This is a genomic window from Butyrivibrio proteoclasticus B316 (genome assembly GCF_000145035.1).
Classification (GTDB): Bacteria; Bacillota; Clostridia; order Lachnospirales; family Lachnospiraceae; genus Butyrivibrio; species Butyrivibrio proteoclasticus.
Genome location: NC_014388.1, coordinates 47,320 through 62,500, shown reverse-complemented (window position 1 = coordinate 62,500; position 15,181 = coordinate 47,320). Strand labels below are relative to the sequence as shown.

Annotated in this window: 13 protein-coding genes (1 of these 13 cut by a window edge); all 13 read right to left on the bottom strand. The window is 40.0% G+C overall.

Translation table 11 applies throughout. The features are described 5' to 3' along the window. Positions 1–2,057 carry the 5' portion of a heavy metal translocating P-type ATPase gene (locus tag BPR_RS15305; protein WP_013282394.1) on the bottom strand. The gene continues 490 nt to the left of window position 1, outside the view, so only the first 2,057 of its 2,547 coding nucleotides appear in the window; the start codon lies at positions 2,055–2,057; the stop codon falls past the left edge of the window. 13 nt (positions 2,058–2,070) lie between these two features. Next, positions 2,071–2,406: a metal-sensing transcriptional repressor gene (locus BPR_RS15300; protein WP_013282393.1), complete on the bottom strand. Its 336-nt coding sequence runs from the start codon at positions 2,404–2,406 to the stop codon at positions 2,071–2,073. 287 nt (positions 2,407–2,693) lie between these two features. Beyond that, positions 2,694–4,418 carry a methyl-accepting chemotaxis protein gene (locus BPR_RS15295; protein WP_013282392.1) on the bottom strand — a complete coding sequence of 575 codons (1,725 nt, stop codon included), beginning with the start codon at positions 4,416–4,418 and terminating at the stop codon, positions 2,694–2,696. Positions 4,419–4,431: 13 nt separating this feature from the next. Next, positions 4,432–5,898 carry an extracellular solute-binding protein gene (locus tag BPR_RS15290; RefSeq protein WP_013282391.1) on the bottom strand — a complete coding sequence of 489 codons (1,467 nt, stop codon included), beginning with the start codon at positions 5,896–5,898 and terminating at the stop codon, positions 4,432–4,434. A gap of 214 nt (positions 5,899–6,112) precedes the next feature. After that, complete coding sequence (gene msrA, locus BPR_RS15285) at positions 6,113–6,598, bottom strand: peptide-methionine (S)-S-oxide reductase MsrA (RefSeq protein WP_013282390.1); 486 nt, start codon at positions 6,596–6,598, stop codon at positions 6,113–6,115. A 95-nt stretch (positions 6,599–6,693) separates the two neighbouring features. Beyond that, the gene (locus BPR_RS15280) at positions 6,694–7,143 is read right to left on the bottom strand and encodes a chemotaxis protein CheW (protein ID WP_013282389.1); all 450 of its coding nucleotides are present in this window, start codon (positions 7,141–7,143) and stop codon (positions 6,694–6,696) included. An 11-nt stretch (positions 7,144–7,154) separates the two neighbouring features. Continuing rightward, positions 7,155–7,595: a chemotaxis protein CheW gene (locus BPR_RS15275; RefSeq protein ID WP_013282388.1), complete on the bottom strand. Its 441-nt coding sequence runs from the start codon at positions 7,593–7,595 to the stop codon at positions 7,155–7,157. A gap of 204 nt (positions 7,596–7,799) precedes the next feature. Further along, positions 7,800–9,398 (bottom strand): putative ABC transporter permease subunit, encoded by a 1,599-nt coding sequence (locus BPR_RS15270; RefSeq protein WP_013282387.1) that lies wholly within the window; start codon positions 9,396–9,398, stop codon positions 7,800–7,802. Beyond that, positions 9,388–10,104 (bottom strand): ABC transporter ATP-binding protein, encoded by a 717-nt coding sequence (locus tag BPR_RS15265; RefSeq protein WP_013282386.1) that lies wholly within the window; start codon positions 10,102–10,104, stop codon positions 9,388–9,390. Before BPR_RS15265 ends, BPR_RS15270 begins: the two co-directional genes overlap by 11 nt. A gap of 57 nt (positions 10,105–10,161) precedes the next feature. Beyond that, positions 10,162–10,818: a Bax inhibitor-1 family protein gene (locus BPR_RS15260; RefSeq protein WP_143754369.1), complete on the bottom strand. Its 657-nt coding sequence runs from the start codon at positions 10,816–10,818 to the stop codon at positions 10,162–10,164. 123 nt (positions 10,819–10,941) lie between these two features. Next, positions 10,942–13,086: a transglutaminase-like domain-containing protein gene (locus tag BPR_RS15255; protein ID WP_167531178.1), complete on the bottom strand. Its 2,145-nt coding sequence runs from the start codon at positions 13,084–13,086 to the stop codon at positions 10,942–10,944. 61 nt (positions 13,087–13,147) lie between these two features. Next, positions 13,148–14,218, bottom strand: a complete 1,071-nt coding sequence (locus BPR_RS15250; RefSeq protein WP_013282383.1) for a DUF58 domain-containing protein — start codon at positions 14,216–14,218, stop codon at positions 13,148–13,150. After that, a complete protein-coding gene (locus BPR_RS15245; protein ID WP_013282382.1) occupies positions 14,215–15,147 on the bottom strand; it encodes an AAA family ATPase in 933 nt (310 codons plus the stop codon). Before BPR_RS15245 ends, BPR_RS15250 begins: the two co-directional genes overlap by 4 nt. Between the last annotated feature and the right edge of the window lie 34 nt (positions 15,148–15,181).

Sequence of the window (15,181 nt, the reverse complement as noted above, 5' to 3'; positions counted from 1 at the left end):
TTTCTGGATATTCTGATTGCTGCAGCCACATCACGTATACTGCTCTTCATCAGTACCACATCTGCCGCATCTATTGCCACATCTGTTCCTGCTCCAATCGCTATTCCAAGATCAGCACTGGTAAGAGCCGGAGCATCATTTATTCCATCTCCAACCATAGTAACCACGCCATGCTCCATCAGCTGTTTAATAACGGCTTCCTTACCATCTGGCTTAACCGATGCAACAACTTCATCAACACCGGCCTGAGCTGCAATTGCTGATGCAGTAATCTCGTTATCGCCGGTTAACATCACAACATGAATTCCCATATTCTTAAGCTCGGAAATTGCCTGAGGTGAATCCTCTTTTATGACATCGGATACTGCTATGATTCCTAGAAGCTTGCCATTTCTGGCAATCAAAACCGGTGTTTTCCCCTCTCTGGCCAGCTTATCTATAAAACTTCTGTTCTGACTACTGATAAGTTCAACTATTTTTTCTATATAACTAAGATTTCCGCCATATATACGGTCGCTTCCTAGCAAAGCCTGCAAACCATTTCCTGATAAAACCTCAAATTCAGCGGTGTTTTCAAGCGGTATATCTTTTTCAGCAGCATAAGCCGTTACAGCCTTAGATATAGGGTGTTCACTCTTAGACTCAAGTGCATAGGCAACTCTTAGAAGCTCTTTCTCAGAGCTTTCTTCTGAAGCTATGACATCTGTCACCTTCATTTCGCCTGTAGTTATGGTTCCGGTCTTGTCCAAAGCCACAATCTGTGTCTTGCCCGCCTGTTCAAGAGAAGCTGCTGTCTTAAAAAGAATGCCTGTCTTGGCAGCTACTCCGTTTCCCACCATAATAGCCACAGGTGTAGCAAGTCCAAGCGCGCATGGACAACTTATTACGAGCACCGATACAGCTCTGGCCACAGCATAGCCTACGCTTTGCCCCGCAAGGAGCCATGCAAAAAACGTTACAACTGAAATTCCTATCACGACAGGTACAAAAACACCTGACACTCTGTCCGCTATCTTGGCAATTGGAGCCTTAGTTGCTGCCGCATCACTCACCATCTTAATAATAGCTGAAAGAGTAGTATCTTCTCCAACTCTTGTTGCTTCACACACCATATAGCCTGATGTGTTTATAGTTGCCGCTGATACAATATCGCCTGTAATTTTTTCCACCGGAAGGCTTTCTCCGGTAAGCGCCGACTCGTTTACCGCGCTTTCTCCTTCTACAACAATACCATCCACCGGTATGCTATCCCCGGGTCTTACAACAAATCTATCTCCAACCCTTACTGCCTCAACAGGTACTGTACTTTCGACGCCATTTCTGACTACAACTGCAGTTTTAGGTGATAAATCCATCAATCCTTTTAGTGCATTGGTAGTCTTGCCTTTAGATCTGGCCTCTAGCATTTTGCCTACTGTTATCAGCGTCAGTATCATCGCTGCAGCCTCAAAGTAAAACTGATTCATGTAATACATTACCTGTTCAGTATCATTATCAAGCACTGCACCTGTCATAGCAAAAAGAGCAACCACACTATATATATATGACGCTGCAGAGCCAAGTGCTACAAGCGTATCCATATTCGGTGCTCTATGAAGGAGTCCCTTAAAGCCGCTTATAAAAAATTTCTGATTGATCACCATTATAAGACCGGAAAGAATAAGCTGGTACAGTCCCATAGACACATGGTTTCCATCCATAAATCCGGGTAAGGGCCACTCCCACAACATATGTCCCATCGAAACGTACAGAAGCGGTATTAAAAGAACTACCGATGCAATCAGCCTCTTTTTCATCTTAGGCGTCTCTTTATCCTCGAGCGAATCTTCTGATGTAGCAGCAGCTCCGGATTCTCTGTTATTCTTAAGGCTTGCGCCATATCCCGTAGCCTCTACTGCAGCTATTATATCTTGGGGAAGTGCGGTACCTTCTACACCCATGGAATTTGTCAAAAGACTTACTGCGCAACTCTCTACTCCGCTGACAGCACTTACAGCTTTCTCAACTCTCGTCTGGCATGCAGCGCAGCTCATTCCTGTAACATTATACTGTTCCATTTACGTCAGTCTCCTATTTCATTAGCTTCTGAAGGGTAGTAACAAGTTCATCAATTACCTCTTCGTTGCCTTCCCTGATGTTGTCAACGACACATGTTCTCATGTGATTGGCAAGAAGTGCCTTGTTAAAACTATTAAGCGCAGAAGTTATTGCAGAAACCTGAGTCAGAATGTCCGTGCAATAAGCATTATTTTCCAGCATTCCCTCGACGCCTCTGACCTGTCCCTCTATTCGCTTTAGCCTGTTCATAAGGTCCTTGTATTCTTTATCATCTCTCACTTTGGTCTTGCCAGAGCAATGAGGGCATGCCACTTGTACTTCATCACTGGTTTTTGCAATATCTGCCATAATTATCTCCCTTTCAGTATACCCCTGTGGGGTATCTTGTAATACATATAATATACCCCGATAGGGTATATTGTCAAATATAATTTTATGCAACCCAAATATGTTGCGGAGCGCTCTTTTTTAGATAGGAATTTCAAAGATATTTCCACGTATCACAAAAACGCAGCCTCACAGAAGTTATTGATAATAACCTCTGTGTAGCTGCGTTTAAACAATACATCTTTCTGTAAAATGTAAACCCGGGCAAATTCAATATAAGCGAAAGTGCTTTATAGTTACATAATAAATCAGAATTTAAACTTATTTACTTCATCATCAAGCTGCTGAGCAATATTAGCATTTTCATTAACTACATCCTTATTCTGCTTCATATTATCAGACATTTCTGCTACAGCACCTGCTACATCACTGATTCCTCTTGCGCTCTCATCAACAGCCGTCGAAACATCATTCATTGCCTCGGAAACAACATTCATTGAGCTTTCTATATTATGAGAAGCTCTCTCAACATTTCTAAGCATCTCAGATATCTTTTGAGCATCTTCCTGGTACTGAAGACCTGTATCCATGAGCTGAACATATCCGCCAACAGTCTTCTCACGTACAAAATCAACCATCTTGGTTGCCTCATCTGCAAGTTCTCTAACAGTTCCGATAACCTCATCAGAAATTGTCTGGATCTGTTTGGCCGTATTAGCTGAATTTGTGGCAAGTGTGCTGATTTCTCCGGCTACTACTGCAAATCCCTTACCATGCTCACCTGCTCTTGCAGCTTCAATACTTGCATTAAGAGACAAAAGATTAGTCTGTGAAGCAATCTCAAGGATAGTCTGTGTAAGATTACTGATTCCTTCTACCGCTTTTGATTTTTCAATCTTCTCGTTAAGGTTATTGGTCATGTCATCAGCGGCTGCCTTAGCTGACTCAGTTTCAGCTTCAGCATTCTTTCTCATTTCCATAGCACGCTGTTCCATATTTCCAGCGTAATCTGTACCCTCTCGTACACTTACATACATATCCTGTACGTCATCTTTGATCTTACTTGTTGAACCCTGAACCTGCTGAAGAGATGCAGAAGTTTCTTCCATAGCTGCGCTCATCTCTTCCATAGTAGCAGACACACCGTCAAGCTGGTCATTGGTCTTAACAGTAGTAGAAAGAGCTGTTTCTACTGAACCAGAAAGACTGGTAGAGCTTGAAGATATAGAACTTACAACCTCTCTGATATACTCAAGAAGACTATTTATGCTGTCTGCAATATCAGATACCTCATCATTGCCCTTAACATCAATCTTCTGTGTAAGATCGCCATCATTGCTGACAAGATCGCTGATCTTTTTATCAACTTTATTAAGCCCCTTTGCTATTCCGCCAGCGAGAATGATTGAAACTATTGCTGAAAGTACGGAAAGAATAACTCCGATCAAAATAGTGGTTTCAACTATGGCATTAAGTGAATCCACCAGTTCATCTACAATATAATCTATTCCAAGCACTCCTACAGTCTCTCCGTTTTTATTAAAAATAGGAGCATAGGCAGTAATATAGTTAACACCTGCTGAAGTTTTGTGAATGTCAGTTGATACATATCCGCTTGAGTTTAGCGCTTTTGTCATATTTTCTCTGTATTCAGCTTCTACTTCAGCTCCGATACTGACGTTGTCAGATGCAGGACGTGACAGATAGACTAAAGAGCCATATCTTTCTCCTACTGTATAAATAGCGCTAACGTTTGCAGAGCTGACAATTTCAGCCATATCTTCCTGCATTACTGTATTAGCGTAACTGTCGTCGGCACCTGCTTCCAATAAACTAAGCAGATTACCATTAAGCTGCTTAGCAGCAATCTGGCTGATAGCAAGTGTATTCTCTGCAGCGCTCTGAACATAACTATTATGTACAAATCTATATATTGATATACCCATAACTGCACAGGTAATAACATTAAGCAAAATACTTCCTATTGTGATCTTAGCTCGTATGCTAAATCTAAATCCTCTTCTTTTTTCCATTGGTTCCTTCTCCTTACTCCGCATTAAGTGAATCCACTATAGCCTGTGACATATAAGCCCCATTTGCTGCTTCAAACTCAGCGTAGGAAGCCTCTATATCTGCTCCGTCTACAACAACCTTTTTGATAAGCTCTTTTTTAAGTCCCATTAGTTCTTCGTAATAAAGGGAATACGCATCAGTACTATAAGGCAGATCTGCCATTTTACTGTTATCATTAAAAATTTTGAGCGCATTAGCCTGATCCTCTGTGATACTGTCTGCTCCGGGATCATTTGTAAGAGCTACTGTAGCAAGCAGGTGATCTATATGATTCTTGGCATAACTGTCAGAAATAGGGCTATATGTCCAAAGCTCCTCTATTTCTCCGCCATCATTCATAGTTTCCAAAAAGTACTTATATACGCCGGAAGGGTTATCACAAGCTGAGGTTATGCACCATACAGGAGCAACTCTTTCAAGGTAAGTGCCTGTCTCCTTAATCGGAGGCATTGTCACAAGTTCTCCATCTACTCCTGCATCTTTCAGCTTTCCTGACAGTGTTTTAGCCCATGTTCCTGCCCAATATGTAAAAATGCCATATTCGTTAGCATAGAACTTGTCTCTGCAATCACCAGTACCGTTTTCAACGATATCCTTATCCATATAGCCTTTTGAATATGCATCTCTAAGTCTTACAAGAGCAGCCTTCATCGCGTCATCCATAAACCCATCTGCCCAGGTTCCATCCTCTTTTTCATAAAAAGATGGATACGCATCCTGATAAAATTCAGGAAGATAATTTATGTAAGGGGCTTCATTATTGATGATTCCTGCCGCTGAAACACCATAGGTATTACCGTCTATGCCATCTCCGTCAGGATCTCCCTCTGTAAAGGCCTTTAATACTTCCATATACTCATCGTAATTAGTTGGTACATCAAGGCCGACATTATCAAGCCATGCTTTTTTGATATATGTAACGCAGCCATTTCCTCTCGTTGGAGATATTCCATACAACTTTCCGTTTATTTCAAGTCCCTCTATAAGCGAGCTCTTTCCAGCCTCATCTATTCTGGACTGTAATTCTGAGCCATTATAATATGGGCTGATGTCTGCAAGCATTTCCTGCGCTGCATATGTTGTATAGTATGTAGAGCTAAGAAGCACAACATCCGGAAGGTTTCCTTCTTCGAAAGCCTTCGATACTTCTTCGTAGTAAACATCATGCTCCGGCTGGATTATTACAAGATCAATTCCTGTAAGATCTTCCCATCTCTTTTCAAATTCATCTCTACCGTTTTCCTGGGTTACTAAAGTTCCATCAACCATGATCGTTATAGAATCCGGTTTTGCAGCTTCCTTAGAAACACTGGCTACAACATTTTCTTTGGTCAATCCCTTCTTACCGATAGAACGGGCTTCTTGTGAATTACCACAAGCAGTAAGAAGTAATGCTACCGACAGTATTATCGGGGTTATTGCCCGTAACTTTCTGTTCATAAATCCTCCTGTATTGCATCATCACATTTTGAAATTCAATCATTTATTAACGCATAATTATTCAGCAACAAGAGGTCATTATAGCATAGTTTATATTTTATGCAATACGATTTTGAACGATATAAAATTACAATTATCAATAAATTTAGGTAAAAAAATATCCAAGAAAACTTCTGGTTCTCCTGGATATGCATTATTACTTATATTCTTCTGTTCAGCCCTTCTTACGTCCTGATTCTATCAGCTCTTTTTCAAAGGCTTCAGGATTCTTAAGATAATAATCCTGATGATATTCCTCTGCTTCGTAGAAGCTCTTAAACTTTTCCAAGGCAATCTGTACCTTCCGGCCGGAGTCAGCCTCAAGCTTACTAATCTTAGTGTAAGCCTTAAGTTTCTCCTCCTCTGTTGTATAATACACTGCTAAAGTGTATGAAAAGCCTTTATCTATAAACTGTCCATCTGCGTCAAAGGGATCCACGTTAGCCAGGAAAATATCCAAGAGCTTATCGTATGAAACCTTTTCAGGATCATATTCCAGCATTATAGTCTCTCTATGACCTGTTTTCTGAGCTTTAACATCCTCATATGAAGGGTTCTGCTCATCTCCACCGGAATAACCACAAACTACTTTATCAACTCCATACATTTTGTAAATTGGGGTAACGCACCAAAAACAACCACCTGCGAAATAAGCTTTCATACCGTTTCTCTCCTTTATATTTATTCATAGCTAATACTATATGAATATTATAAGAAAAACCAGCAATTCTTTTTCAAAAAATTGCCGGTTCTAAATCATACTAATACATCTAAATTAAATACTGATATCAAATCGTCGTCTTTTTGTCCAACGCCTTTGATAAGAGAATCACTTCCTTTGAGGAAAGGAGATGGCTCCTTGATCTCTTCGTCAGGAATTGCTACTACTTCTTTTACTTCATCTACAATAAGTCCAACCTGCTTATCATCCTCAATATCTGTAATAATGATCCTTGAACTGCTTGTAAATGTATCATCTTCAAGGCTCATCTTACGACGAAGGCTTATAACAGGTATGATCTCGCCTCTAAGGTTAATGATTCCCCTGTAATACTCAGGTGACCTTGGAACATTTGTGATCTGAGGCATTTCTATAATAGAATTAACAGAAGAAATATCGATTCCATAGTTTTCTTTGCTGATATTGAATACGATATATTTCTTCTCATCTCTGTTTTCATTTTTGTAAACTGCAAGTTCTGCCATTTCTAACCTCCTTATGCTACAAGTGACTCAACATTAAGGATAAGTGCAACATCATCCACATCCGGGAGTATAGAAACGCCAGTAAAAAACTCATTGTCACTGAGAAGGCCAAGTGACTTACTCTCAATCTCAGTCTGTCCAAACAGTTTATCTACAACAAGTCCTACATTAACATCATCCTTAGTACAAACTACAACGTTAATTGATTCCTTTTCTTCACTGCTCTCCTCAAGCTCAAAAATCTTATCAAGATATACAAGTGGAATAACCCTTCCTCTATGATTGATCACATCCTCACGATCAACAAGGCTGATATCTGAAGTCTGAATATTTTCGATGGCTAAAACAGATGAAAGCGGAATAGCAACTGTTTCATTCTGCACACCAACTATAAGAGCCTGGGCATTGTCATCACTAGTGCTGTTTATCACAGCTAACTGATTTGTTTCCATTTCTTACCTCTTTTATTTCAATTACTTATAGACTTTTGAACGAATATTTCATTCACTGTCCATGATTTGCTGAATATTTATACAAGACACGGATTATATTTTTACCATACTGATATATGCCTAGTCAATAAGTAATTTTCTTTTTTCCACACATAATAATTATGAAAAAAAGTTACATCCAAAGGTAAAAAATGAGATTAAAACTCAGACCTTTTTCGCTAATGATAAAGCTCTCAAATAACACAATCCTGCGAGTGCCGCTACAACCACAATAAATATCAGTGTCAGAACTGCATGGTTTATTTTCATTCCGAGAAAAATAACCCCAACTACAAGTCCCATAACAACAAACATGTTAGGAAGCATATATATAGCTACTGCCGATCCTTGCTTAATCACCTCCACCTCATTTTCCCAATCGAGACGCATATGCTTTATACCACATACACATCCCCACGCTGTAGAAAATGCGCATAGCATAACTCCGAGTATAAGGTACAAAACAGTATTGATAACCGGCACTTTTGCGGATATGCAAAGGCATATTATTCCAAAACTCATAAATGGAACGGTCAAATACATGTTAAAGAGCATCTTTCCCTGATAAATCTGCTCTTTTTTTATGGGTAGACTTTGCATTATCCAGTACTGTTTGCCTTCAAGTGAAGGTGAACACACTGTTGAAGCCACCATGCCAATAAGGAAATAAACTATAAAGGGAATCGCCGGCTGAACGATTGTTGGATCAAAAGGAGCGTTCTGCGTCACAACACCGACTATCTTGTCAAAGCCCATAATAAGGGTCGCTACTCCCAGAATAACCGCAAGAAGTTCACCCATTCCGACATTTGTAATATATGTCGTAGAACCGGTCATTCTCTTAAATTCTTTATATGCGATAGAATTTAGTATGCTATGTCTTTTCTGTGGAGTCATCTTATACTTCTTGGCAGCACTACGTGATCTAAGTGCAGAATTGATGCTTCTGTATGATTGTCCAACCACATAAAAGACCCCAGAAAACAGAATCACACTTACTCCCAGCAATAATAGCGCATGGAATATGCTTCCGGAATCAATAGCAAGTTCAAACCATTTCGCAGGAAAATAGTATCCTGCTGCGTTATCAATCACTTCAGATGTAGACGACAAAATGTCCTCAACCTTGTCCTCTTTGAACACTGCATCGATAATATATCTTAAAGAAAAGCAGAAGATGACAAAAATAAAGGTAAGCACTGTTTGTATCAGGTTAGTCTTCTTAAATCCAGCGCTCACTTTTGCTATCAGAAATCCCAGAAAAGCTGCAATAAGCATGGGAATTATAGGCAAAACGAGTGATAGTATCAGCCAAATAAGGTAAATATGTACCGGAGGAAAGGCAAATAATCCATATCCTGTCATCATCGCAAGACTTATACTCAAGTACCAGGGCAGGCTTTTTACATACATATATAAAAACTTACATCCTGCCACAGTTCTGCTCTCAAAAGGAAGCGACATCAGCATATCATATTCTTTGAAGTTAAAGAGATAACCATTTGTTTTAAAAAAGGTAAACAAGAAGGCAATGGAACTGATCGTCAATGCGCATAGCTCCGGAATGGCTCCTGTAAGGCCAACAGCTCCGTAGCCAAAAGTTGCTATAAAGCTATAGGCCATGATCATAGCATAAACTATAAACATGCCTACGTATGCACCCACAATCCTGCGCTTTTTCTTTTTATCATCACAGTGTTTGTAAATATTAGAATAACTTGTAGATAACAAAAGAGTTTTTAGAAGCAATATATTATTTTTCATTGCCATCTGCCTCCAGGAATGCTTCCTCCAAAGAATGTCCCTCAGTCAGTTCCTCCATAGTTCCCGATGCTATTATTTTACCCTGTTTGATAATTGCGACCTTATTACACAACTTTTCAGCAACATCCAGAACATGGGTTGAGAAAAAGATTGCTGTACCCTGCGCGCACATATCATGCATGATCTCTTTTAATACAAATGTTGCTTTAGGATCGAGGCCTACAAAAGGCTCATCCAAGACCAGAAGCTTGGGATCATGTATCAGCGCTGATATAATGGCCACTTTTTGTTTCATTCCATGGGAATAGGAACCTATCTGATCACCCAGAGAAGCTGTGATCTCGAACAAATCCGCATACTTTTTAATGCGAGCTTCTCTGTCAGTAGTACTGATATCAAAAACATCCGCAATAAAGTTCAGATACTGAATACCTGTAAGATTATCGTATAGATCAGGGTTGTCAGGAATATAAGCGGTCACACGCTTGCATTCAATCGGTTCATCTTTGACAGAATGCCCATCTATCAATATCTCACCATCAGTAAAATCAAGAACCCCTACAACAGCTCGTATTGTTGTCGATTTACCTGCACCATTATGTCCGATAAATCCAAATATATCGCCGCTTTCCACTGTAAGTGATACATTGTCAGCAGCTTTTACTCCCTCTTTGTACGATTTACTGTAATTTCTGATCTCAAGCATTTCCTATCCCCTCCATAAGCTTTGAAAACATAAAACTTTTTATCCTGAAGAACACTATCAGAATGAATTCTTCTTGGATGATGACTTGCCATTTCCAAGAATACTGAGTATTCTCAGGAACAGATTTATAATATCAAGATAAATATCAAGTGCGCTATCTACAGCATTGTCTACTGTCTTAGGATATTGCTGTGCTTTCCAGTAATCATATCCAATATATAAAGAAAAAAGGATGGCGCCGGCTAAAGAAGTAATGGACTGAGCGACACCAAATAATAAAAGGATGAGCTCTACGAGAATAAGACCAATAAGCCCTCCCAGAAGCACTCCTCCAAGTTTGGAAAAGAAATCAGGCTTAAGTATACTGCAGCATATCATAACAACTGTTATCCCTGCAGTATAGACCATAGCCAGCAGTACAACATTTGATCTGAGTCCTCCATAGTAATAGACAGAAGTTGAAACAACCAGGCCGATTGGCACTACAACAAGGTTATATCCCAGAAAACTGATAATAGGATCACTACTCTTTGCAGAAATAAATGTTCCTGCAAGAACACAAATAAAATAACCAATGAGAAGCGCCAGAGGATGTATACTAAGTGCTACTTCTGTAAATCTGGCACAAATAAAGATATTTACCAATAGTCCGTAAACAATTACTCCTCCAAGCCACATGTTATACGACCTGTCAGAAATTAGTTCATTCTCCATAACCTGTTTATAAAGTCGTTCTTGTTTTCTTTCACTTAATCCAAACATAGTAATTGCCTTTCTGAAAAAAAATTTTATCTATATCATTATATTATTTTTTTGCCTGTTTTTAATAAACATCATTTATTGCAAATTAGACAGCTTTAATCTCAGTAATCTGGCCATTTCCGCCTCATCCACGGAAACATGCCTGCTCTCTGTGCTTGCATAAATGCTTCTGTAATAAATATCAAATACTTTCTTTATTTCTGCCTGATGATCAAACGGCGCTATCTCTACATAATCTGACAAAAGGCCTCTATCTGTAAAATCACCTTTATATAGCTTTCTCAGTACCCTTTTTATCATCTCCACATCCATGGAAAGCCTTTTTTCATTATTTCCACGCCTATAAACGATATTTCTGATCACAATCGTCCCGGCTATTAAAAGAACTATTAACAAAATAATACTAAGGGCCACAATTGCAGCAATCATAAGAATCTGCGTCGTAGCCGTATTATTCTCCTGCTCCACGGGTTCAGGCTTGATAACTTCCGGGATATCCGGGATACTTGGCTGCTCATATACCGTATTTTTCCCTATTTCCTTTTTATCAGGCGCCGCGACTCTATGCCAAGAAAAATCTGCCGCTGTCATATAGGCACTTGTAGGCTCAAAAGGCATCCAGCCAAAGCCCTGAAGATAAGCTTCAGGCCATGCATGCGCACAGTTACTCCCAACAGAATAAGTTTCCATTTGTTCAAATGGGTAAGCATACCTGTATCCCACTGACACACGGGCCGATATTCCCGCAAGTCTTAGGAGCATCACCATAGAAGAAGCATAATGAACACAATAACCCTTTTGCGTTTCAAACAAAAATCTGTCAGCAATATCAGCCATTCCCTCAGCAGTACTCATATTTGAGCCAGGCTCATGTCCACCGGCAGTATCAGTGCTGTATGGATATTGACGCAGATAGGTTTCAATATTTTTGCACTTCTCATATTCACTGACACTTCCATTCGTCAGCTCTTTTACCAGATCCTTCATCCTCTCAGAGGAACCCGCTGTATCTGTATATCCCTTCAAATACTCTTCATCTATCTTCACAGCCCTCTCATATTCAGCTTCTGTCATAATGCTATCAAGAGGCATATTGTATATTTCCTGCATATAGCTATTAGCCTCAGCAAAAGACATATCCTCTTCCTTTAAGGCAGTCGGTGAATTCTCCAGCATACTAATAAGATAAGGGCTTCCATAATCAATATCCAGAAATCTTGCCTGCAGCCTGTAGCCTTTTTTATGCTGTGTCCCGGATACGCCTGCCTCGATTTTTCTCCCTTCATTTGTCAGTACATAAGAGTTGATCGGCGCAATTTCATCCTGAGTATCAAGATACACATATTCTATATTTACACGTGATAATTGTGAAAAAAGAGCCGCTACTTCCCTGTCTGCCCCCTGCGAATGCAGAAAATTTAAGTATCTTACAACGTTTGCAGCTTCCACTCCCCTTCCACCGGACAGATATACATTTCTGCGCATCTTCATATTAGCCCCTGTTTCTTCATCCTTAAAAATAAAAAAGGGCTTCTCATTAGTTTCAAGTAATAGCTGTACCTTGTCAGACTTTCCCACGCGGTCTCCCGTTACGTCAAAAGAACTGTATCCGGCTGTATATGAATCATCTTTAAACACGAAAGAAAGATAATATGACGCATTATCAGCTGCATCTTTGAACCCTGAAACTATTCTTTCACCTACTTCTATAGCCTTTGTCCAGTCAATGGGCTCTGTTTTCATGGGAAGAATTAACGAAAAGAAAGAAATGATGACAAAATAGTAGAAGGGAAATGCATTATTCTTTTTCTCACAAAAAAGTCTTTGGGAAGACGATAGAACAAGGGCTGCAAGACAGACAAATAATAGCTTATCAGTAAAAACAGCACCGTCAAAAGTTTTTCTGATAAGGCACAGATAAACAGCCACTGCAGATAATACAAAGGCTCCCCAGGTAATAACCTGCTCCTTATAAGTCATAAGTGCAAAGAGAAGCCTTATTATCACTGCTACCGCCATCGCTAGTTCTATATGCGGGATTAATGCATTATTTCTAAGAAGTAAAAATAAAAGAAGCGCAGGAATAAGCGACGTAAAAACAGATGTCAGCCTGCTGACAAAAACGCCAAAGACATATTCCATCGCGCTAAATAGAGCAAAGAAACCAATTACAAACAAAGAAAACTCTTCACGCCTTAAGTCTGCAACGTCTCCTCGCATAGTTATAAAAATTTCCGTAAATATGGAAACCAGAGAAAAAACAAACATATGAATCCTGATTTCATCCGCAAATAAGGTAGTAATCCTCTCCCGGCTCAGGGTTTTCTCTGATGATAATCCATGTATCCCCTTCATACACGCCATTCCTCACGTCATATGTCCTTTTGATAAGCTCATCGAATTCTTCACTGGAGCTATAGAATATGCTATCTGCAATAATGTCATAAAATTCCAGAAAGCTTTCATAAGAGTCAACGAAGCTTTCACTTATTTTCCCTGATGGATAAATAATCCTGACAGGAACCCCCTGATTGGCAAAGTGCCAGGCAGCTGATACTGCAAACTCCAGGAAAAAATCCCTCTTTTTAAGAAAAGCTGTGTCCTGCTCTCTTTCAGGCACATTAACTGCCTGTAAAAGAAGAGTAACACTTCTTTTTTCCATTTTGTCAGGAACTCTGGAAACCAGCTCAGATAATCTTGCAGATAGTTTCCAGTTTATCGAATTAAGAGAATCTCCCCTTTGATATGGCCTAATATCGCTTCCCGGGGTATTTTCTACCAGCCTCGGGCTCTTAAGGCCAGTGCTATTATACTGATTCTCAATATCAAGAACTCGGTCTGCCATATCAGTAATCCTTGGGCTGACAATAGCTCTAAAGGAATATGGAATATCAATAGTTATTGTATAAATTCCGAATGGATCTGCAAAAGAAACACATTCAACTCCAACATTATATGCCCCCGAATATCTGCAGTTTATACCTGATGAGAGCTCTTTTTTCTCATGGATTCTTAGAGATATCTCCTGACCATTTTCAATTTCATACAGGTCACACCTGTCCTCATAGAGATATAACTTCATCCTGTGAATCGGTAGTATTCCCTCATTGTCTATAGCCACTCTGTAACTATGCACTTCGCCTTTTGTGAGTTTATGAACCTCAATTTCCTGATAAATTCGAAGGAAACTATTGTTTACAAAAATATATAGTATTGAAACCGGAATGAGTAACAAAACTCCGTACAACCAGGCAAAAGCTACCGGGCCGCCGTAAAAACTGGCAAATGCAAAGCATGCTGCCACAACCACAAGATAAATTATGAACTTCCACTTCTGAACTTTAATTTTCATGAAACCTTCACTTGTTCAAGTATCTTTTTAACCATATCTGTCTTAGTAACGCGGCTAAGCCTCGCCTCTGCGGTAAGAATAAGTCTGTGCGGAATCGTTAATCTGGCAGCATTTGCAATATCCTCCGGAATGCAGTAATCACGCCCCTCCATATAAGCCAGCGCCTGAGAGCACCGCAGCATAGCCAAAAGAGCTCTTGTAGAGGCCCCACATGAAATCTCTGCCTTATTTCTAGTTGCCTCTATTATACTGACCGCATAGGTTCTAAGGTTGTCATGAATGCTAACCTTACCGGCTTCCCTCTGCATACTGATAATATCCTGTCCTGACAGGACCGGAGTAGTCTTATCATGTAATTCACCGCTCAAAAAGCGCCTTGCTATATCCTCTGAAGCGGCCGAATTCGGATATCCGAGCGAAAGCTTGATCATAAACCTGTCCAGCTGAGACTCCGGAAGCGGATATGTACCTGCCATATCAGAAGGATTCTGTGTTCCAATGACCATAAACGGCTCAGGTACAGGATACTCATGCCCATCAATTGTTACCCTGTGCTCTTCCATAACTTCCAATAGCGCAGACTGCGTCTTGGGAGACGTTCTGTTGAGCTCATCCGCAAGGACAATGTTATTTAACACCGGTCCCGGAACCACCTGAAAGCTTTCCCTGGCGGGACTATATATAGAAAGGCCTGTAATGTCTGAAGGTGTGGTATCAGGCGTGCACTGTATTCTGGAAAAAGAAACTGAAACAGAGTCTGCAAGCGCCTTGGCAAGAGATGTTTTGCCAACTCCCGGAACATCTTCAAGAAGCAAATGTCCTCCAGCAATAAGACAAGTCACTGCACTCTTTATCACCTCATCCTTGCCTAACAGCCTTTTTTGCATATTTTCTATAAGTTCTGTGATTTTAAGATTGGTATTATCCATAGAATCCCCCGATAGAATGAATGATCACACTCAT